Source organism: Collinsella aerofaciens (assembly GCF_040920445.1).
Lineage (GTDB): Bacteria > Actinomycetota > Coriobacteriia > Coriobacteriales > Coriobacteriaceae > Collinsella > Collinsella aerofaciens_BH.
The window spans coordinates 1-19,906 of sequence record NZ_JBCOTQ010000044.1 but is presented as its reverse complement, the minus strand read 5'-3'; the positions used below and the strand labels follow the sequence as shown (position 1 = coordinate 19,906).

Annotated in this window: 21 protein-coding genes; 14 read left to right on the top strand and 7 right to left on the bottom strand. The window is 60.1% G+C overall.

What is annotated here, in order from left to right; genetic code table 11:
• The 8 genes from pstC to AB5405_RS07545 form a co-directional block, all read left to right on the top strand.
• On the top strand, positions 1–692 hold a 692-nt coding region (gene pstC, locus AB5405_RS07580), incomplete at its 5' end, for a phosphate ABC transporter permease subunit PstC (RefSeq protein WP_368138067.1).
• Positions 693–695: 3 nt separating this feature from the next.
• Complete coding sequence (gene pstA, locus AB5405_RS07575; protein WP_006234250.1) at positions 696–1,601, top strand: phosphate ABC transporter permease PstA; 906 nt, start codon at positions 696–698, stop codon at positions 1,599–1,601.
• A gap of 12 nt (positions 1,602–1,613) precedes the next feature.
• Entirely contained in the window at positions 1,614–2,417 is an 804-nt protein-coding gene (pstB, locus tag AB5405_RS07570; RefSeq protein WP_089571588.1) for a phosphate ABC transporter ATP-binding protein PstB, read from the top strand.
• Positions 2,418–2,509: 92 nt separating this feature from the next.
• The gene (locus tag AB5405_RS07565; RefSeq protein WP_006234247.1) at positions 2,510–3,367 is read left to right on the top strand and encodes a phosphate signaling complex PhoU family protein; all 858 of its coding nucleotides are present in this window, start codon (positions 2,510–2,512) and stop codon (positions 3,365–3,367) included.
• Between the two features lie 119 nt (positions 3,368–3,486).
• On the top strand, positions 3,487–4,224 hold the full coding sequence (locus AB5405_RS07560; protein WP_117746754.1) for a YggS family pyridoxal phosphate-dependent enzyme: 738 nt from the start codon (positions 3,487–3,489) through the stop codon (positions 4,222–4,224).
• A gap of 60 nt (positions 4,225–4,284) precedes the next feature.
• Positions 4,285–5,007 carry a cell division protein SepF gene (locus AB5405_RS07555; protein ID WP_006234245.1) on the top strand — a complete coding sequence of 241 codons (723 nt, stop codon included), beginning with the start codon at positions 4,285–4,287 and terminating at the stop codon, positions 5,005–5,007.
• A 15-nt stretch (positions 5,008–5,022) separates the two neighbouring features.
• Positions 5,023–5,310, top strand: coding sequence for a YggT family protein (locus AB5405_RS07550; RefSeq protein WP_040358293.1), 288 nt, complete (start codon positions 5,023–5,025; stop codon positions 5,308–5,310).
• Between the two features lie 61 nt (positions 5,311–5,371).
• Entirely contained in the window at positions 5,372–6,046 is a 675-nt protein-coding gene (locus AB5405_RS07545) for a DivIVA domain-containing protein (RefSeq protein WP_006234242.1), read from the top strand.
• A 167-nt stretch (positions 6,047–6,213) separates the two neighbouring features.
• On the opposite strand, the gene AB5405_RS07540 is transcribed toward AB5405_RS07545, so the two are convergent.
• The 3 genes from AB5405_RS07540 to AB5405_RS07530 form a co-directional block, all read right to left on the bottom strand.
• Positions 6,214–6,744, bottom strand: coding sequence for a nitroreductase family protein (locus AB5405_RS07540; protein WP_368138066.1), 531 nt, complete (start codon positions 6,742–6,744; stop codon positions 6,214–6,216).
• A gap of 366 nt (positions 6,745–7,110) precedes the next feature.
• Positions 7,111–7,734 (bottom strand): DUF47 domain-containing protein, encoded by a 624-nt coding sequence (locus tag AB5405_RS07535; protein WP_006234238.1) that lies wholly within the window; start codon positions 7,732–7,734, stop codon positions 7,111–7,113.
• A 67-nt stretch (positions 7,735–7,801) separates the two neighbouring features.
• The gene (locus tag AB5405_RS07530) at positions 7,802–8,851 is read right to left on the bottom strand and encodes an inorganic phosphate transporter (protein WP_006234237.1); all 1,050 of its coding nucleotides are present in this window, start codon (positions 8,849–8,851) and stop codon (positions 7,802–7,804) included.
• Positions 8,852–9,101: 250 nt separating this feature from the next.
• Here AB5405_RS07530 and AB5405_RS07525 point away from each other — a divergent pair, with 250 nt between their 5' ends.
• From AB5405_RS07525 to AB5405_RS07510, 4 genes are all read left to right on the top strand, one after another.
• Positions 9,102–9,440, top strand: coding sequence for a hypothetical protein (locus AB5405_RS07525; RefSeq protein ID WP_117758724.1), 339 nt, complete (start codon positions 9,102–9,104; stop codon positions 9,438–9,440).
• Positions 9,441–9,523: 83 nt separating this feature from the next.
• Positions 9,524–10,219 carry a Bax inhibitor-1 family protein gene (locus AB5405_RS07520; RefSeq protein ID WP_117758723.1) on the top strand — a complete coding sequence of 232 codons (696 nt, stop codon included), beginning with the start codon at positions 9,524–9,526 and terminating at the stop codon, positions 10,217–10,219.
• A gap of 137 nt (positions 10,220–10,356) precedes the next feature.
• Positions 10,357–11,508, top strand: coding sequence for a TIGR02452 family protein (locus tag AB5405_RS07515; RefSeq protein WP_368138065.1), 1,152 nt, complete (start codon positions 10,357–10,359; stop codon positions 11,506–11,508).
• Between the two features lie 77 nt (positions 11,509–11,585).
• Complete coding sequence (locus tag AB5405_RS07510; RefSeq protein WP_368138064.1) at positions 11,586–12,245, top strand: GDSL-type esterase/lipase family protein; 660 nt, start codon at positions 11,586–11,588, stop codon at positions 12,243–12,245.
• Between the two features lie 333 nt (positions 12,246–12,578).
• On the opposite strand, the gene thiD is transcribed toward AB5405_RS07510, so the two are convergent.
• Positions 12,579–13,409, bottom strand: a complete 831-nt coding sequence (gene thiD / locus AB5405_RS07505) for a bifunctional hydroxymethylpyrimidine kinase/phosphomethylpyrimidine kinase (RefSeq protein WP_368138063.1) — start codon at positions 13,407–13,409, stop codon at positions 12,579–12,581.
• A gap of 181 nt (positions 13,410–13,590) precedes the next feature.
• Positions 13,591–14,925, bottom strand: a complete 1,335-nt coding sequence (thiC, locus tag AB5405_RS07500; RefSeq protein ID WP_368138062.1) for a phosphomethylpyrimidine synthase ThiC — start codon at positions 14,923–14,925, stop codon at positions 13,591–13,593.
• Between the two features lie 171 nt (positions 14,926–15,096).
• On the opposite strand from thiC, the gene AB5405_RS07495 reads away from it, so the two are divergent.
• The gene (locus tag AB5405_RS07495) at positions 15,097–15,618 is read left to right on the top strand and encodes a hypothetical protein (RefSeq protein ID WP_368138061.1); all 522 of its coding nucleotides are present in this window, start codon (positions 15,097–15,099) and stop codon (positions 15,616–15,618) included.
• A gap of 136 nt (positions 15,619–15,754) precedes the next feature.
• Here the strand turns inward: AB5405_RS07495 and AB5405_RS07490 are convergent, their stop codons facing one another.
• Both AB5405_RS07490 and AB5405_RS07485 read right to left on the bottom strand, forming a co-directional pair.
• Positions 15,755–16,564 carry a YaaA family protein gene (locus tag AB5405_RS07490; protein ID WP_368138060.1) on the bottom strand — a complete coding sequence of 270 codons (810 nt, stop codon included), beginning with the start codon at positions 16,562–16,564 and terminating at the stop codon, positions 15,755–15,757.
• 127 nt (positions 16,565–16,691) lie between these two features.
• Positions 16,692–18,089, bottom strand: coding sequence for an aminopeptidase (locus AB5405_RS07485; RefSeq protein ID WP_368138059.1), 1,398 nt, complete (start codon positions 18,087–18,089; stop codon positions 16,692–16,694).
• 166 nt (positions 18,090–18,255) lie between these two features.
• Here AB5405_RS07485 and AB5405_RS07480 point away from each other — a divergent pair.
• The coding region (locus AB5405_RS07480; protein WP_368138058.1) for a 5'-3' exonuclease H3TH domain-containing protein at positions 18,256–19,906 on the top strand (1,651 nt) is incomplete at its 3' end.

Here is a 19,906-nt window from a genome sequence, read left to right as displayed (position 1 = left end):
CGCCTTCCGAGGGCCACTACGGAATCTTGTCGCTGCTTGCCGGCTCGGGTCTGGTGACCGTCGGTGCGCTCGCCATGGGCGTGCCGCTAGGTGTGGGCACGGCCGTGTACCTGGTCGAGATTGCCAGCAAGCGCGTGCGCAAGCTCATCAGCCCTGCCGTCGACCTGCTGGCCGGCATCCCTTCTATCATCTACGGCTTCTTTGGCATGATCATCATCCGCCCGTTTATCGCACAACTGACCGGCGGCCTTGGTTTTGGTGCGCTGACGGCGTGGTTTGTGCTCGCCATCATGATCGTCCCTACCATCACCACGCTCACCATCGATGCTCTCAATTCCATTCCCATGGGCATCCGCGAGGCATCGTATGCCATGGGCGCCACCAAGTGGCAGACCATCTATAAGGTCGTGCTACCTGCCGCGAAGCTGGGTATCGTTGATGCCATCGTGCTGGGTATGGGCCGTGCCATCGGCGAGACCATGGCCGTGCTCATGGTCGTGGGTAACGCCCCGGTTATTCCCGACAGCATTGCGAGCCCCATCTCGACGCTCACGAGCCAGATTGCGCTCGACATGAGCTATTCCTCGGGTCTGCACCGCTCGGCGCTGTTCGGCATGGGCGTGGTCCTGTTTATCATCTCCGCCACGCTGGTGGGCATCGTCCGTCTGATTTCCAAGAAGAAGAGGGGGTAGGCTATGTCCGATTCCGTTGACACGACGGTCGATACGACCTCGTCGCGCGAGCGCATCAAGCGTGCCCTTTCCCACGGCAAGAAGGGCCGCATCAACAAGGACCTGTCCAACAAGATCATGCTTGGCGTGTTTCGTGCCGCTGCCTACATCACCACGCTGGTGCTGGTCGCTATCATCGCCTACGTGGTCATCAACGGCCTGCCACACATCTCGCTCGACTTTATCTTCGGTTGGCCCCAGGGCGTCAACGCCGAGGGCGGAATTTGGCCCACGATCGTCTCGACCGTCTACGTGACGGCGCTCGCCATGCTTATCTGCACGCCGATCGCTGTGCTGGCAGCCGTCTATCTGGCCGAGTACGCCAAGCAGGGCAAGGTCGTCGAGCTCATTCGCTACGCTGCTGACGCTTTGGCCTCGGTGCCCTCCATCGTTATGGGCCTGTTTGGCTACGCCTTGTTTGTCGAGGCCATGGGCCTGGGCCTTTCGATGGTCTCGGCCGCCCTGGCACTCGCGCTCTTGATGCTTCCCATCGTCATGCGTACCACCGAAGAGGCCATTCGCGCCGTTCCGCGCTATATCCGCTGGGGCGCATATGGCCTGGGCGCCACCAAGTGGCAGGTTGTCTCCAAGATCGTGCTTCCTTCTGCCTTTGGCCGTATTGCCACGGGCATCGTTCTCGCCATCGGCCGTGCCATTGGCGAGACCGCGGTGGTGCTCTATACCATGGGGCAGGCCATCAATCTACCTATTTCGCCGCTCGATTCCGGCCGCCCCATGACGGTTCACCTGTATCTGCTTGCCAACGACGGCATCAACATGAACGCAGCCTACGGCACCGCGCTCTTGCTGATGGTGATCATTCTGGCCTTCAACCTGTTTGCGCGCTTCCTGTCGCGCAAGCGTCGCTAGTTAAGGAGTCCCATGTCCGTTTATCAGTCCGCTCCCACGTTGGAGCAAGCGGCCATTACGGCCAAGGATTTCAACTTTTGGTACGGTGACTTTCATGCGCTGACGGGGCTTGACCTCAACATCGCCAAAAACGCCATCACCTCCTTCATTGGCCCTTCGGGCTGCGGCAAGTCGACGTTTTTGCGCTGCATCAACCGCATGAATGACCTGATCGAGGGCACGCGCGTCGAGGGCACCATGACGCTCGACGGCAACGATATCTATGCCGAGGGTGTCGACCCGGTCGATCTCCGTCGTCGCGTGGGCATGATCTTTCAGCAGCCCAACCCGTTTCCTAAATCCATCTACGAGAATGTCGCCTTTGGCCCTCGTCTGCAGGGCGTGACTAGCAAAAGTGACCTCGATGACATCGTGGAAGAATCGCTCAAGCGCGCCAACCTCTGGAAAGAGGTATCCAATCAGCTCAACAAGGATGGTTTGGCGCTCTCGGGCGGTCAGCAGCAGCGTCTGTGCATCGCGCGCGTGCTTGCGGTGCAACCCGATGTCCTTCTGATGGACGAGCCCTGCTCCGCCATCGACCCCACGTCCGTCTCTAAGGTCGAGGATCTGATGGCCGAGCTGGCGCCCGAGATGACGATCATCATCGTCACGCATTCAATGCAGCAGGCAGCTCGCATTAGCGACTACACCGCATTCTTCTTGCAGGAAGTTGCCGGCGAGCCCGCTACGCTCATCGAGTATGGTCAAACCGACGCGATCTTCACCAGCCCGGTGGACTCGCGGACGGAAGACTATATCACCGGCCGCTTTGGCTGATCGGTGCGACTAGTCCCAAGCCGATCGGATCTGGTCCGGTGCGTATTCACTGTGCGGGCGGCATGACCGCACCCAACTGATTGGAGTGAACCATGCGCAAACTGTTTTCCCGTCAGCTCATCGAGGCCCGTCACGAGATGCTGAGCATCTACGAGGCCGTCGATCTGGCCCTCCACGATGCCGTGAAGGCCTATGTGACCGACGACCGCAAGCTCGCCACCAAGACCAAGAAGCGCACGCTTTCGATTGACGCACGCTGCGCCAACCTGGAGGCCGTCTGCTACAACCTGATTGCCACGCAGTCACCGGTCGCCTCCGACTTCCGCTTGCTGCAGACGATCATCTACGTCGACTTTAACCTGCAGCGCATGACCGATAAGGTTCGCCAGATTTGCCGCGCCACGCGTCATATGATCAAGGCTGACATCTCGCTGCCCAAGGAGCTTGTCGGCACGGTCGAGGCCGAGGCTGAGGCCGTCTACCAGGTGCTGGGCTCTTCGCTTTCTGCGCTCGTCACCAACGACATGTCCATCATCTGCAACTTGGCCGTCGAGGACGAGCCAGTGCACGCCGCCTACGAGAAGTTCTTCCGCACCTTTAACCGCATGGACACGGGCGATTTTATGGACGACGACAGCAACTATGACGACCTGCGCCGCGCCATCATGGTATCGCGCTATCTCGATCGCATCGCCTCGATTTCCATCGATGCCGCCTGCCGTCTGACCTTCCTGTTGACCGGACAGCGTATGACTGCCGGTGATATCGCCTGCACTGATGAGGATGAGCTCGAGAGCATGCGCGTGCCTTCGGGCGAGGGTGTTATCATGAGGCCCGCCGTCGATGCACGCTACGTTGCCAAGGTGCCCGTTAACGAGGTCAGCGAGGGTCTTCGCTACCTGCTCGATCATCTTGAGGATGAGGACGATGGCGAGGACGACGAGGAGTAAGTAACCCCGTTCGTCGAAAGATTGTAAATACCTAAGTGAGCGCGGCCTTGCACATGCGGGGCCGCGCTCTTGCGTTAGCATGGGACTACTTGTTTGGCTGTCAGCGGAGGCGATTGGCAATGGATAACTATTTGGACTTGATGCGCGCTCGCCGCGAGCAGATTCTGGAACGTTTTTATGCGGCGCTCGATCGCGCGGGCCGTCCCCACGACGCCGCGAGCCTCATTGCCGTGTCCAAGACCGTTGGTGTCGATGAGACCGTTGCCGCCATCCAGGCGGGGTATCGCCATTTTGCCGAGAACCGCCCGCAGGAGCTGGTTCGCAAGCTCACGGGTCTGGCGGAGCATCCGGAGCTGCCCGAGGTGCGCTTCGATATGATCGGCAACCTGCAGACCAATAAGATCAATGCGGTGCTGGGCTCAGCCGAGCTGATTCACTCGGTGGGTTCGCTGCATCTGGCGCAGGCGATCTCGAGCCGTGCTGTTCGCAAGATTGAGGCAGGCGAGCTCGTCGGCCCCCAGCGTGTGCTCATTGAGGTCAATGTGAGTGGTGAGGAGTCGAAGGGAGGCTTTTCACCCGATGAGATTCGCGCCGCCGCGGGTGAGCTTGCAGAACTTGAGGGAATTTGCGTACAGGGGCTTATGACTATGGCGCCCCGGGGGAATAAGGATGTGGCACGCCGCACCTTTGCGGGGCTTCGTGAGCTGAGGGATGAGCTGGAGGCGGCGCATCCCGATTTGAACCTGCCTGAGCTTTCCTGCGGTATGAGCGAGGACTTTGAGTCTGCCCTTGAGGAGGGCTCTACGCTCGTTCGCCTGGGCAGGGTAGTATTTAGCCCGGAGTTTGCAGTAAAATAAGGCTCTGAAGTGCGCACTGATTATCGGGGCGCCTGCACTAAACCGCGAGAGGACACAACCATGGGCTTCCTTGACGAGATTAAAAATAAGATGCACCTGGGCGGCCAGCAGGGTTACGACCAGGGTTATGGCCAGGACGACGACTACGGCTACGATGACGGCTACGACGATGGCTATCAGAACAACGGCTACAGTGGTGCTTCGGGCGAGGGCTTCTACACCCAAGACGAGCCGAGCAACGGCCTGCTTGGCCAGACGCGCCGCGGTGAAGCTGAGTCGGTTGCCGTGTATACGCGCTCCGGTCAGCTGGTCGGCGATGACTCCCGCCATGCCACGACGTATAACCCGCCTTCGCGCTCGCAGGACAGTGTTGCGAGCGGTTATCGTCCTGGTGCCTATGACACGCCGTCTAGCTACGCCGAGAACACCCGCGCCCGTGCCGCCGCTGCGCCCGCGCCTGCACCGAGCGATGCCTCGGCCTATGCGAGCAATATCATCAACGCCACGCCGCAGCTGCCGGCCTATGTCCTGCGCCCCGAGAGCTATGACGACGTGGAGACCGTGGTGCGCCGCGTTCGCACCAAGCAGCCTGTCGCACTGATTTTTGTGGGCGTACGCACCGAAGTTGCCAAGCGCGTCTTGGACTTCTCTTACGGCTTTGCCTGCGGTCTGGGTGCCACGGTCAAGGAGGTGGGCGACCGCGTGTTCATGGTGCTGCCCGCCGGTTGCGAGGTCAAAGATTCCGATCTCAAGAAGCTTCGTGCTGACGGCTACCTTAAGTAAAGACAAGACGAGGAGATTCCCATCAACATCTACACTATCGTCCAGCTGGTCAACACGCTGTTCAACTTCTATTCCACGCTCATTGTCGTCTACTGCTTTATGACGTGGATTCCCATGAAGCAGGGTGGTTTGCTTCAGGATATTGCCGCGGTGCTTGATAGCGTGTGCGGTCCGTGGCTCAACCTGTTCCGTCGTTTCATCCCGCCGATGGGCGGTATCGATTTTTCGCCGGTCGTTGCGATTATTGCGTTGCAGTTGGTGCAGAGGCTGGTTCTGCAGCTTCTTATAGGTATACTCGTGTAGAACTGACTTAGTAACTTACGCCGGGCGTGTAGCGCCGAGGCGATGAAAAAGGAGACTTGTTATGGCTATTACCCCTGCAGACATCCAGGCTCAGACTTTCTCTGAGGCCAAGCGTGGCTACGATCCTGCTGAGGTCGACGTCTTCTTGGAGACGCTGTCTTCCGAGGTTGACGCTATGCTCGCTAAGATCGTCGACCTTAAGGGTCGTCTGACTGCTACCGAGCAGCAGCTTGCCGATGCGCAGGCTCAGCTTGCCCAAGCTCAGGATGCCACCGCCCAGGCCGTTCCTGCCGCCCCCGTGGCTGCTCCCGCCCCTGACTTCTCCGCTCAGGAGCGCCAGATTTCCGCTGCCCTGATCGCTGCCCAGCAGACCGCTGAGACCATCGTCAACGATGCCAACGAGAACGCTGAGCGTATCCGCAACGAGGCTGACGCCAAGGCCCGCGAGGTTATCCGCCAGGCTCTGACCGAGAAGCAGGCCGAGCTCGAGGAGATCGATCGTCTCAAGGCTTCCCGTGAGGAGTTCAAGGCCGAGTACCTCAAGCTCATCCAGCACTTCATGGACGATGCCCAGAACTCCTTCCCTGCCGACCTCATGGCCTCCACGCCGGTCGGTTCTGCCGCTTCTCCTGCGGTGACTGTTCCCGCCGAGCCGCTGCCCGTCGCTGACCCGGTTGTCCCCGTGGCCGATCCCTTCGCCCCGATCGACAACTTCGCTGCCGACGACCTGGACTAACATTCGGCCTACAATTTAGTGCCTAGAAAGGACCCGCAGCTTGCGGGTCCTTTTTTATGACTGTGCAGGGGCGCGCAACATAAAAAACCGAGCCCTGCACATTGTGGCGCAGAACTCGGCTAATGGGTGAGCGGTAAAAGGTAGGTTTTAGGGCATGTGCCAAAAATCTACTTGAGGAGGAAGTCGGAGAGGGGAATGGTACGGGCCTCGCGATGCTCGGAATCGGCGATGTGGTCGGCAGGATAGCCACAGACAAGCATGTGATAGGGATAAACGCCCTTGGGCAGATTGAACTGCTCCTGTGCCACCTCTGGCTTAAAATGGCATACCCAGCACGTTCCCAGGCCCTGCTCGGTGGCCTCCATCATCATCTGATCGCAAACGATGGATGTATCGATTTCGCTGGAATTCATCTGATCATACGGGCGCACCCAAGCATCATCGGTAACGCTGCAAATAAGGAAGATAAGTGGAGCGCCAAAGATAGACCCATCACGAGCAAACCGAGGCTGACAAGCAGCAGCCTTCTCCAGAAGCTCAGGCGTATCCAACACCATCACACGGGTTGGATGATTATTACAAGCAGAAGGAGCAATCCGCCCAGCCTCAACAATGGCATCCACCACAGCTTGCTCAACAGGACGGTCCTCAAACGAACGACAAGAATACCGACCACGAGCCAGATCCAAATAAGACATACAAGCCCTCCAACAATTTAATAACGAAATAAAAGACAACCAAAGGGTACCCAGAGCAACATTCAGCCAAACGCTCAGCGCTGCCCAAAGTCATGACTGATGCCAAAGACGCTTTCAACCAAAGCCACCATGCATTCCGCCTATTAGCCCAGGTTCCCAATGGTGATACGTAAGGCGAAGGCCCGACACCTATTTACTTTCGAACGACTCTGCCACGCAGCCGGAGTGAGAAAGCAAATAGGTGCCGGGCCTTCGCCGGTGGGACGCGTACCACTAATTAACCGCTTTTGAACGACTCTGCTTGCAGCCGGAGTGAAAAAGGTTATTAGTGGCCGGGCCCGCGACCGGTGGGACATGTACCCCCAATTAACTGTTCTTCATGACAATCGAATCCACGACATCGGCCACATTCTCGCAGCAGTCGGCGCAGTACTCCAGGAAGGCGTACACGTCACGCCAAGCGATGACCTCGAGCGGGTCCTTGCCGTTAACGTGCAGGTTGCGCATGGCGTTGATATAGAGCTCGTCGGCTTCGGACTCGATGGTGTTGATCTGGATGACGAGTTCGCGCAGGGTCTTGGACTTGCGGTAGTTGGGCAGCTCGACCATCAGGTCTTTCATGGCGCGGCAGGCGTCAGTCACCTTGTGGGCGATGACGATGGCGTCGGGATGGATGCTCTGGATGTTGGTGAAGTAGACGCGCTGCACGACGCCCTCGATGCGGTCGAGCACGGTGTCGAGTGAGCAGCTCATCAGGTCCAGATCCTCGCGCTCGAGCGGGGTGATAAAGGCGGTGAGCAAGGCGTCCTCAAGCTCATGGTGCTTCTTGTCGGCCGCATGCTCGATCGCGTGCATCTTGTTGAGCATATCGTGAATCTTTGCGGGATCGAAGTTCTCGAAAATCTTGGTGAGCAGCTCGGCGGCCTGGACGGCAAGGTCGGCGCAGGCGACGTAGTTGTCGAAGTAGAACGAATCGGGTTTCTTTGCCATGGGTGGGTCCTTTCGAGGCGAAGACGGGTGGGCGAGGTAATGCAGTCCGGATGGACGTTCGGTTTGACTAGAGGAACATCATGAACAGCTTGGCCATGACAAAGCTGATGAGTCCGCAGGCGGGGAAGGTGAAGAACCAGGTGAACATCATGTCTTTGACGACGCCGAAGTTGATGGCTGAGAGGCGCTTGACGGCACCGACGCCCATGATGGCGCAGGTCTTGATGTGTGTGGAGGACACGGGGATGCCGGTAAGGGTGGCAAGCAGCAGGTTTGCGGCGCCCGCCAGGTCGGCGGAGAAGCCCTGATACTTTTCGAGCTTGACCATGCTCTGGCCGACGGACTTGATGATGCGCTCGCCGCCCACGCTGGTGCCGATACCCATAGTGGCCGAGCACAGCAGCATAATCCAGATGGGGATGCCTGCATCGCCGACGCTCGTCTGGCCGCTGGCAAAGGCCACGCCTAAAAAGAGCACGCCGATGAACTTCTGTCCATCCTGCGCGCCGTGCATAAAGCTCATGGCCGCAGCGCTCGCGATCTGAGCGTATTTAAAGAAGACATTGGCACGTCGCCTGTTGGCGGCGGCGAAAAGAATCGAGACGAGCTTGCACAGGACCCAGCCCATGACAAAGCCCAGGCCGATGGAGAGCGCCAGACCGTAGATGACCTTCATCCACTCGTGGACGTTGACGCTGCTCGCACCGCCGAGGGCGATGGCGGCACCGGTCAGGCCGGCGATAAGGCTGTGGCTTTGCGAGGTGGGGATGCCAAAACGCGACGCTGTGGCGCCGTAGACGACGATGGAGAACAGCGCCGCGCATAGGCAGGCGAGCGCCATGGTGCTGTTTCCGCCAAAGTCGACGATATGTGAGATGGTGTTGGCGACGCTCGCGTTAAAGTGCGTCATGATGAGCACGCCGAGGAAGTTGAATGCGGCGCTCATGAGAATGGCGGCGCGGGCGGGCATGCAACGCGTAGTGACGCAGGTCGCGATGGCGTTGGGCGCGTCGGTCCATCCATTGACGAAGATGGCGCCCAACGCGAGGATCACGGTGACGGCAAGGACTGGGTTCGACACAATTTGGCCGAGGAAGGTTGAGAACGTTACGTCCATATATGGGCTTTCTCGAAGTTTGCAGACACGTTACAAAAACATGATAAATCGTATCACCTCCTGCGGGTCTCTTTACCGAGTTCTGATGGGAGAAGTGAACTTTTTGGCACTAAAATTGAATATTAGCCCTGTTGACCGCGGGTGTTCTTTTTGCTAACACGCCATACGGACACGTGCGATTACTACGACACTCCAAAACCACAGTCTGTTCGCTTTACAACATGCAAACATGCGTTCGATAATAGGAGGCATGGAATATCGACAGACAGACGGCAAAACTCGGCGCGTGCACAAGCAGTATGTGGACGTCGTGGCCCGCATCCTCGCGGGCGGACAAGTCGTGCCGGTTACCGTCTGCTGGGTCGACGGTCGCTGCTTTACGATTGACGAGATCGTCTCGTCCACTGGTTTTGGCCTGACGGTCCACGGCGTTCGTACGGCAACCTATAAGGTGCGTTTTGGCGGGCACGCGACCGAGTTGTATCTGGAGGACCAGGCGTGCGGACGGCCGGACGGCTCGCAGGCCCACGTGATGCGTTGGTGGGTCTGGGCGTTTGATCGTACGCTTGAGGGCGAGCGCCGTAGGTAAGGACGCACGGCGTTCGGGTACAATGGCAGGAATCTTGTCATCTGCTGCGCCGTCTTTCACGGCGCTTTGTGAAAGGACGAAGTATGAACGATATCCAGGGCTATCAGAACGGCCCCATCGAGACCGGTGCAAGCCGTGCCAAGGAGATGTCGCCGCGCGCGTACAACCTTGTCATGTCTGCCCTGATTTTCTTGGGCTTTTGCGCCATGGGCGCCGGCGCCTACTTTACGAGCACCATGTCGTTTGCGCGCATGATGATGAGCGGCGCAGCCTTGCCGCTGGTCTTTGGCTCGTTTATTTTGACCATCGTCGGCATGGTCATGATGTCGGCCGCCGCCAGCAAGCAGTCCGTGGGCCTGTCCCTTGTGGGCTACGTAATCTTTGCGAGTACCTTTGGCCTGACCGCGTCGTTTGGCCTTGCCAACTACGACCTGCCCACCATCAACACCGCTTTTATCGCCACGGCCGCCATCACCTTTGTCTTTGGCGCGCTGGGCGTGACCTTCCCCAAGTTTTTCCAGCGCGTATATGGCATCGGTTTTGGCATTCTGCTCGCCACTGTTCTGGTTGAGATCGTGCTGATGTTCATGGGCGTCTCGCAGTCCATCACCGACCTGATCGTGATCGTGGTGTTCGCCGGCTTTATTGGCTACGACACCTATGTTGCCACGACGGTGCCGCCTACGCTGCCCAACGCCGTGCTCATGGCGTCCAATCTGTTCGTTGACATTATCAACGTGTTCCTGCGCATCCTGAACATCCTTGGCCGTCGCGACTAGTGGCGAATTGCGGCGGTGCTTGCCGTGCGGGCAAATCGATGCGAAAGGCGGTCCTTCGGGGCCGTCTTTTTTGTACGCGGCGGGGTATCATGGATGGGAAAAGCCGATAGCGGCAGCGACAGGAAAGGTGGCCACGTATGGTAGACGTCGACAACAGGAACCGTAACCGCAGGTCCAACCGAGCGGGTCAGCCCAATCCCAAGCGCGAGGCCCGTGCCAAGGCCGCCGAGCGTCACGTGTCAACTGTGTCCGAAGCGTGCGCCAAGGATATCGAGCGTTCGCTTGCCGGTGTTCGCGAGTTTGACGGTATGCCTGCCGGCTTTGTCGCGGCGATGAAGGCCAAGGTTCAGACTGCTGTGGCCGCTGAAGAACAGGTTGCCGAGGACGTCGAGGGCGCGGAGGCTGCCGAGACCGAGGCGGCACCCGAGAGCGAGGCAGCGCCCGAGACCGAGGCAGCTCCTGAGCCCGTCGAGGAGCCTGCCGAGGAAATCGCCGAAGCTGAGTCCGCGCCTGCTGAGGAGCCTGCTGCGTCCCTGCCTGAGGTCACCGTGCTCGATGCCTCCGCCACGCAGGCCATCTTGGACAACGGTCGTGGCTATGCGCAGTTCTGCGACATGGCCGTGCTCGCCTTTGCCTCGTTCACCAATCCGGGCGGTGGCTATATTCAGGGTTATCTGGGCCAGGAGGCCACGCTGTGCGCCGATTCGTATCTGTACAACGTTCTCGATAAGCAGCGCAAATGGTACGGCGAGAACCGTCGCCGCAACATCAACTGCGAGCTTTACCGAAACCGTGCGCTGGTGGTGCCTGCGGTGCGCTTCGATCGCAACCACGTGCATGCATACGCCGACGTGATCGTGGCCGCCGCGCCCAACGTTAAGCGCGCCCGCCAGGAGTATCGCGTGAGCGACGATGCTCTGCTGGATGCCCTGCGCGACCGCATTCGCTTTGTGCTTGCCATCTGCGACGAGCTGGGTCGCGAGAAGCTCGTACTGGGCGCTTGGGGCTGCGACAACAACGGCTTTGACGCCGAGGCCGTGGCCGAGCTCTTCCGCAAGGAGCTCGCGTCGGGCGACTTTAAGGTCAAGCAAGTCTTCTTTGCCGTGCCTTCTACGCGCTGGGATGAGGATTTTGCCAAGTTCGAGCACGTGCTGGCAAACTTCCCCGAGCGCAACGAGGAGTCCTATGCCCAGGTTGCCGCTCGCGCTGCGGCAGCTCGCGCCGCCGAGCAGGCCCAGGCTGCTACCGAGGATGATGAGAACGAGGACGATTGGCGCAAGTACCTGTAATCGGTACGTGCTGACAGATGGGTCGAGCCGGCGGGAGGGCTGCTCCCGTCGGCTTTTTACTGAGCGAGGGGCTTACGATGAAAAACGTTCTATGCTTTGGCGACAGCAACACCTATGGTTACGATCCGGCGGGCATGCGCGACGGCACCGCGGTGCGCTATGCGCGGGATGTGCGCTGGTGCGGCGTGGCCCAACGTGACTTAGGCGAGGGCTGGCATGTAATTGAAGAAGGCCTCAACGGCCGCACGACGGTACGCGACGACATGTGCCATCTGGACACCAATCTTAACGGCATCCGCGCGCTGCCGATGCTGCTCGAGGCCCATAAGCCGCTGGACGCCATTGTGATCATGCTGGGCACCAACGACTGTAAGACAGTCTTTAACGTGACAGCTTCCGATATCGCCCGTGGCGCCATGGCACTGATTCGCGCCGTCTGCGCGTTTCCGTGGACCGACGCTGCGCCTTGTCCGCGCATTCTGCTGATGGCTCCTATCAAGATTAAGCCGCAGATCGCCGATGTGTATATGACCGACTTTGACGAGCGTTCCGTCGAGGCCTCGGAGCATTTTGGCGAGTACTATGCGCACGTGGCTGAGCAGTTTGGCTGCGACTTTTTGAATGCCGCCGAGTTTGCCGAGCCGGGCGATATCGACTATCTGCATATGATGCCCGAAAGTCACGAGAGCCTGGGCCACGCCGTGGCAGCCAAGCTCCAGGACATGCTCGGTGAGTAGCGCGACCCTAAGCCGCTACAAAGGGGCCCTTTGCGGTGGCTTGATTCGTTTGTTTGTCTTGATCCGTAACAGTTGTAAGGCCGAAAACGGGCTAGATGTTACAGATTGAGATTATTTAGGTCGATATCGGTCGTTTGTCTCGATCTGTAACATCTAGGGTCGATTTTGCCGAGTTACTGTTACAGATCGAGATTATCTTCTCAGCTAAATTTGAATGTCTCGATCTGTAACAGGTGGGCCGCAAAATGGGCTCTAACTGTTACAGATCGAGACGTTTGTGGTAGCCACCGCAAAGGTGCCTGTCCCCTTTGCGGTGGTTTTGGGCTGCGAATCTTAATATTGCCACATATGGTTGACGGGGCCGGAGCCTTTGCCCATGTCAAAGCCGGCGGCGAGAGCGCCGGTTAGGTAGGCCTTGCCGGCGTTGACGGCGTCGGCAAGTTCCATGCCCTGGGCCAGCGCGCAGGCGATGGCGGACGAAAGCGTGCAGCCAGTGCCATGCGTGTTGCCGGTCTCGATGCGCTTGTGGCGGAACCACGTGGTGAGTGGATCGCCCAGGTGGTTACCCTCGTCATCGAGCGGCGCGGGCTCTGCTAGCACATCGTTGGCCTCGTTGACAAAATGCCCGCCCTTAACGAGGGACGCGCAGCCAAAGCGACGGGTGAGGAGCATGGCAGCGTTTTGCTGTGTGCGCTCGGAATCGACCTCGTAGTCGAGCAGCGCCATGGCCTCGGGTATGTTGGGCGTGATGACGGTCGCCAGCGGGAACAGGCGACGCGTGAGCGCCTCGGTGGCATCCTCGGCAATGAGGCGAGCGCCCGAGGTGGCGACCATGACGGGGTCGACGACCACGTTCGTTGCGTTCCAGGCGCTCAAGCGGTCGGCGATGACTTCGATAATCTCGACAGAAGAAACCATGCCGATCTTGACGGCGCTCGGGCGGATGTCGTCAAAGACAGCGTCGATTTGCGCGGCTACGATATCTGGCGAGATATCCTGCACGGCGGTGACGCCCAGGGTGTTCTGTGCGGTGATGGCTGTAATGGCCGTCTCGGCATACAGACGGTGCGCCGTGATGGTCTTGATGTCGGCCTGAATGCCGGCGCCACCGCTGGAATCGGATCCTGCGATGGATAGAACGGCGGGTACCTTGCTACGATCCATGTTCGCTCCCTTGTCCGGTCGGATTCAAATGGGTCTTTTACCCCGCATTATAAAGATGCCCGGGCCGGCTGTATTCCGAACCCGGGCGGGCGATGCAATCTTTACGCAAATGCAAGCAAATGTTCACACGTCAACAATTGACAGGCACCAGCTCGCCGACAGAAGCGGCCGCGGCGACAGGCTAGTCCTCCATGCCGAGGTCGATCGTGGTGCCCTCGAAGATCTTGTTGACGGTGCGGACGGCGCACATCTTGCCGCACATGGTGCAGGTGCCCTCGGTGGCGGCGGGGGATTCCTCGTAGCGCTTCTTACCGGTGACCGGGTCGAGAGCGCACTTCCACATGGCATCCCAGTCGAGTTTGCGGCGTGCCTGGCCCATCTTGTCGTCCATGTCGCGCGCGTGCGGCACCTTCTTGGCGATGTCGGCGGCGTGTGCGGCGATCTTGGTGGCCATGAGGCCATCGAGCACGTCCTGGGCGTTGGGCAGGCACAGGTGCTCGGCCGGCGTCACGTAGCACAGGAAGTCGGCGCCGGAGCTGGCGGAGATAGCGCCACCGATGGCGGCGGTGATGTGGTCGTAGCCCACGCCGATATCGGTCACCAACGGCCCGAGCACATAGAACGGGGCGTTGTGGCACAGGCGCTTCTGCAGCTTCATGTTGGCGGCGATCTCGTCGAGCGCCATGTGGCCCGGGCCCTCGACCATAACCTGGACGCCGGCGGCCCAAGCACGCTTGCACAGCTTGCCCAGCTCGATCATCTCGGCGGTCTCGGTGGCGTCGTTGGAGTCGTAGAGGCAACCCGGGCGGCAGGAGTCGCCGAGCGAAATCGTCACGTCGTACTCGTGGCAGATCTCGAGTAGCTCGTCAAAGAACTCGTAGAAGGGATTTTCGTTGCCGGTGACCTCCATCCAGCCAAACAGCAGCGAGCCGCCGCGGCTGACGATGTTCATGAGGCGGCCGGTTTCCTTAAAGGTCTTGGTGACCGACTTGTTGATGCCGCAGTGTATGGTCATAAAGTCCACGCCGTCCTCGGCGTGCGCGCGCACGACTTCGAACAGGTCGTTCTTGGTCAGCTTGACCAGCGGCTTTTCCATGTAGCCGATGGCGTCGTACATGGGGACGGTGCCCACCATGAGCGGCGTCTCGTCGATGAGCTGCTGGCGGAACTGGCGTGTCTTGCCCGAGTTGGAGAGGTCCATGATGGCGTCGGCGCCAAAGTCCTCGGCAATCTTGACCTTCTTCCATTCCTCGGCGGCGTCGGCCTTGTCGCCCGAGATGCCCAAGTTCACGTTGACCTTGGTGGACAGGCCCTCGCCGACGCCAAAGGCGCGCATGCCCTTTTTGATGTGCACGATGTTGGCGGGGATGGCGATGCGGCCGTCGGCCACGCGCTCGCGGATGTACTCGGGGTCGCGATGCTCGCGCTCGGCGACTTCTTTCATCTGCGGTGTGATTTGCCCGGCGCGGGCGAAGTCGATTTGCGTGACGAGCTTGGGCTCGGTCTGTGTGCTCATTGGCACGGCTCCCTTCGTTGGCATTACCCATATCAGGTTTGCGGGTCAGGGCGGGCGCGCCCAGTCTCAGCCTGCCGTCTTGTCCTGCAAGCTCCCCGTTTATGTGGTGGGCTCAAGTATAGCCTGAATGGGTACGATTGGCCTAACGAGCGTGCCTGTGAGGAGGCGAACATGGAAGACAAGCATCTATATCGAGAGACGCAATGGGATGTATCGGCCGAGGAAAGCCGTGCGCACCATGGCCTTGTCGCGATTGGTTTTGCGGTGCTTGCCGTGCTTGTGATTGCCGTTTGTATCTGGACGTTTGGTGGTCGCGGCGCCACTGCCTGGGAGTTTGAGGCCGATGATAGCCTACCGATTATGACGGTGAGGAGTACTGGCGGTAATGCCAATACGCTCGCCATTCCGGGCGATTATTGGTACCCGCGCGATGAGTTTGTGCAGTTGCAGCTGAGTGGTGGGTCCATTCCAGGCGAAGAAATCGAACGCGTGACGTTTGACGCGGCGCTCAAAACGCTGACGGTGAAGCTCAAAGATCAAGGAGATGTGCCCACGACCATGGATATCGCCCTGACGGAATGGCGTCTGGAGCCTCCGACGGGTGTTGCGGTGTCCGAGGTTGAGCACGTCAAGATTGTCTATCAGGACGGTTCGACAAACGGGATTGCAAAGGCCGACGGTCTAGCAGAATAGGTGTCGAGCCTAGCCAGCCAATTCATAAAAGTTGCGGTGGAATAGTTCCTGATTGTGCGATAAAAGGCTCAAATAGGAACTATTCCACCGCAAGTTATATAGAGAAGGCTGAGCGGGTCAGTGTTGGGTGCCGGCTCTAGAGCATCTGTTCGTTGATGAACACGAGGGTGCCTGGGCATGAGAGCTCGGGGGCGTGGCGATAGCCGATGTTGAACTCGGTGAGACGGCCGGCGTCCTCGACCTTGTTTTCTGCCATCCAGCGCACCATGGAGCCGCGTGCCTTTTTGCTGGCGGTCGAGCGCTGGATGGGCTTGCCGTTGCGGACGCCTTCGCCAAAGAGGCATGTGACGACCGTGACATCGGTGGTGAGGCGGGGCAGAACGGCTTTGGCGTATTCCGCGCTGGCGAGGTTGACGATCGTAGCGTTGGAGCCTGCCGGAGCGATGACCCGTGCGAGTTTGTCGCCCCAAAACGCGTAGAGGTCTCGGGCATCGTCGACGGCAAGCTTCGCGCCCATCTCCAGCCGATACGGTTCAACGGCATGAAAGGGGCGTACGCATCCGTAAAGGCCCGAGAGGATCCATAGATGGTCTTGCAGCCATGCGAGCTGCGCGGAATCCATCACCTCGGGCGCCATGCTTTGGTATTGGATGCCGTGGTAGGACATGACGGCGGGGGAGATTCGACGCGCGATATCGGGATCGGCGAGGTCGGCATCGTTCAGGACGGGCATAAATTCGTGAAGCGTATCCAGGCACGTTGTAAGCAGCCTGTCGCTCACGTTCCAAAGGGTCTGCAGGCCGCCGCTGCCTTCATTCCGCTCGATATCTAGCAGTGCGCGGTGGAGGCGAGCTGTCTCGCGCACAAAGGGTGGAATGCCCAGGACTTCAAAAGCATCTTGGGCCGCGCGCATCTGCTTGGCGGGCGAAATGATGACCTGCAGCATGGACTCTCCTCTGCCAAAAAGGAAGTTGCGGTGGAATAATTCCTGTTTTGCCTGTTAAAAGGCATGTCTGGGAACTATTTCACCGCAAGTTATAAAGGGCTGGTTGGGCTCGTTTTACGAGGGTTGGTTAGGCGCGCTCGATGAAGGCCTTGTAGCCGCGGTAGGCCTCGTAGATATCGGCCTTGTTGGCGACCTCCCACAGGGCATGCATGGACAGGACGGCAACGCCGGAGTCGATGACGTTCATGCCGTACTTGGCCATGATGTAGGCGATGGTGCCGCCGCCGCCCGCGTTGACGCGGCCGAGCTCGCAGGTCTGGAAGTCCACGCCGGCCTCGTCCATGATGTCGCGGACGAGGGCCACGTACTCGGCGTCGGCGTCGTTTGAACCGCCCTTGCCGCGGCTGCCCGTGTACTTGTTGAAGCACAGGCCGCGACCCATGAAGGCCGCGTTCTTGGTTTCGAACTTGCCGGCGTAGCCCGGGTCGAAGCCGGCGGACACGTCGGAGGAGAGCATGCGGCTGTGGGCGAGTGCACGGCGCAGGGCCAGCGGGCTATCCTCGCCGGCGAGCGTCATGATCTCGGCGACGGTGTTCTCGAAGAAGCGGCTCGTCATGCCGGTGGCACCCACGGAACCGATCTCCTCCTTGTCGACGATGAGCGTGATGCTCGTGCGCTCCACGTTGGCGACGTCGATCTGGGCGAGCATGGAGGGGTAGGCACAGACGCGGTCGTCGTGGCCATAGCCCAGAATCATGGAGCGGTCGAGGCCCATGTCGCGGGCGGGGCCGGCGGGCACGACCTCGATCTCGGCGGAGAGGAAGTCCTCCTCCTCGACGCCGTACTGCTCTTTGAGGATGTCCAAGAACATCTGCTTGACGGGCTCCTTGGAAGCGTCCTTGTCGTCCTCATCGAACTTGACGGGACGGCCGCCCACGATCACGTCGAGAATCTCGGCGTCGACGGCGTCCTTGGCGGGCTTGGCCATCTGCTCGCTCGAGAGATGGATCAGTAGGTCGGAGATGGTAAAGACCGGGTCGTCGGCCTTGTCGCCGATATTGATGTCGACGGTGGTGCCGTCCTTTTTGCAGATGACGCCCACGAGTGCGAGCGGGGAGGCCACCCAGTGGTAGCTCTTGACGCCGCCGTAGTAGTGCGTGTCGAGATAAGCCATGTCGCCGGCCTCGAAGGCGGGGTTCTGCTTAAGGTCCAGGCGCGGCGAGTCCACGTGCGCGCCCAGGATGTTAAAGCCCTGCTCGAGCGGGGCGGTGCCCAGGTTGACGAGCATAAGGTCCTTGCCGTGGTTAGCGGCATACACCTTGTCGCCTGCCTTGAGCTCGCGGCCTTCGGCGATTACGGTCTCCAGGTCGACGTATCCCGCCTCCTCGGCCATCTTGATGCCGGCCTTGACGCACAGGCGCTCGGTCTTGTTCTCACTCAAAAACTGCTTATAGCCGCGGCAAAGCTCCTCGAGCTCCTCGATTTGCTGTGGCGTGTACTTTTTCCATGCGCAGGGACGCTCCATGACGCAGGCTCCTTTCGGATCGATCGTGCTGGTTGATGTACCGTGAGCCATCGTATCACGCGCGGGCTCACGGTGGCGGGGGAGCTTGATGTGAGGTGGCCGCGGGGCGGGGAGCGTGTAAACTGGAGTGAGCAAACCGTGCCCAGCCTAAAGCGAGGTATTCAATATGTCTGACAAGCGCCGCACCTTTGCCGTTATCGACGGCAACTCGCTCATGCATCGCGCCTTCCACGCCGTGCCGCCGACCATGAACGCGCCGGACGGTCGCCCCACCAACGCGATTTTTGGCTTTCTGAACATGTTTCTTAAGATGATCGACGCCTTTAACCCCGACGGCGTTGTTGTGGCGTTTGATAAGGGCAAGCCGCGCGTGCGCATGGAGATGCTGCCGCAGTATAAGGCGCAACGCCCGCCCATGGACCCCGATCTGCATGCGCAGTTCCCTATGATTAAGGAGCTGCTCGGTGCGCTCAACGTGCCGATTCTGCAGTCCGAGGGCTGGGAAGGCGATGACATCCTGGGTACTATGGCGCGCCTGGGCGAGCAGGCCGGCTGTGACATGCTGCTGGTGACCGGTGATCGCGACATGTATCAGCTTGTTACCGAGCACGTCAACGTGGTCTCGACCCGTAAGGGCCTGTCCGACGTTGCGATTATGACGCCCGAGAGCGTGGATGACCTGTATCACGGCATTACGCCGGCGCTCGTGCCCGACTTTTATGGTCTGAAGGGCGACACGTCCGACAACATCCCCGGCGTGCCGGGCATCGGTCCCAAAAAGGCGAGCGCGCTCATTGCGCAGTACGGTAGCCTGGACGAGGTCATCGCACACGCCGACGAGGTCAAGGGCAAGATGGGCGAGAACCTGCGCGCACACATCGACGACGCACTGCTGAGCCGTAAGGTCGCAACCATCCGCACCGATGCGCCCGTTGAGCTCGATTTTGAGGCGACGTCCTTCCCGGCGTTTTCTGCCGACGAGGTGTCTGCGGCACTGGGTACGCTCGGCATTACGGCCATGCAGAACCGTTTCTTGGCGCTGATTGGCGGCGAGGGCGGGGTCGTGCCCGCTGCCAGCGCGTTTGAGATTCCCCCTGTTTTGCGTGCCGCCGCCGGCGATGCCGAGGCGCTCGCTGCCGCTGCCGCCGAGATCTCCCGCGCGATTGATGCGGGCGAGTGGATTGCCGCCGTGGTGGACGATGACAAGGAGGAGGGCGCGCTTTTTGGCCTGACGCGTACGCTGTGGCTGGCGACGTCCAAGGGGCTCTTTGCGCTCGAGGAAGCCGATGACGGCACGCCTGCCGCTGTTGAGGGCTTCAAGTTTGCCCACGGCGTGATCGCTGGTGTGCTCGCGCGTCTGTTTATGGAGGGTCGCGTGGCGAGCCCGGATATGAAGGCGCTGTTGCACGAGCTTTCGCCCGTCGATTCTTCTGAGCCCGAGCTCATGGATCCGCTCGCTACCGATTCCACGCGTATCTTCGATACCGTGGTCGCTGCCTATCTGCTGGATTCCGATCGCTCCGAGTTCGATGAGGCATATCTTGCCGATACGTATCTGCAGATGGCGCCGCCTGCGGCGCGCGGCGCAGAGGGTGCCGGTGAGGACGCTCCGGCGCCCGCCGCTCGCACGGCGGCCTTGACGCTGGCGCTGGTCGCACCGCTGCGCGACCGCATGGCCCGTGAGAATGCCGCCAACGTGTTCGATGGCATCGAGATGCCGCTCGTTCCGGTACTTGCCAAGATGGAGCGCGCGGGCATGCTCGTGGACCCCGACCGTCTGCACAGTCTGTCCGAGGGTCTGGCGACCCAGATTACCG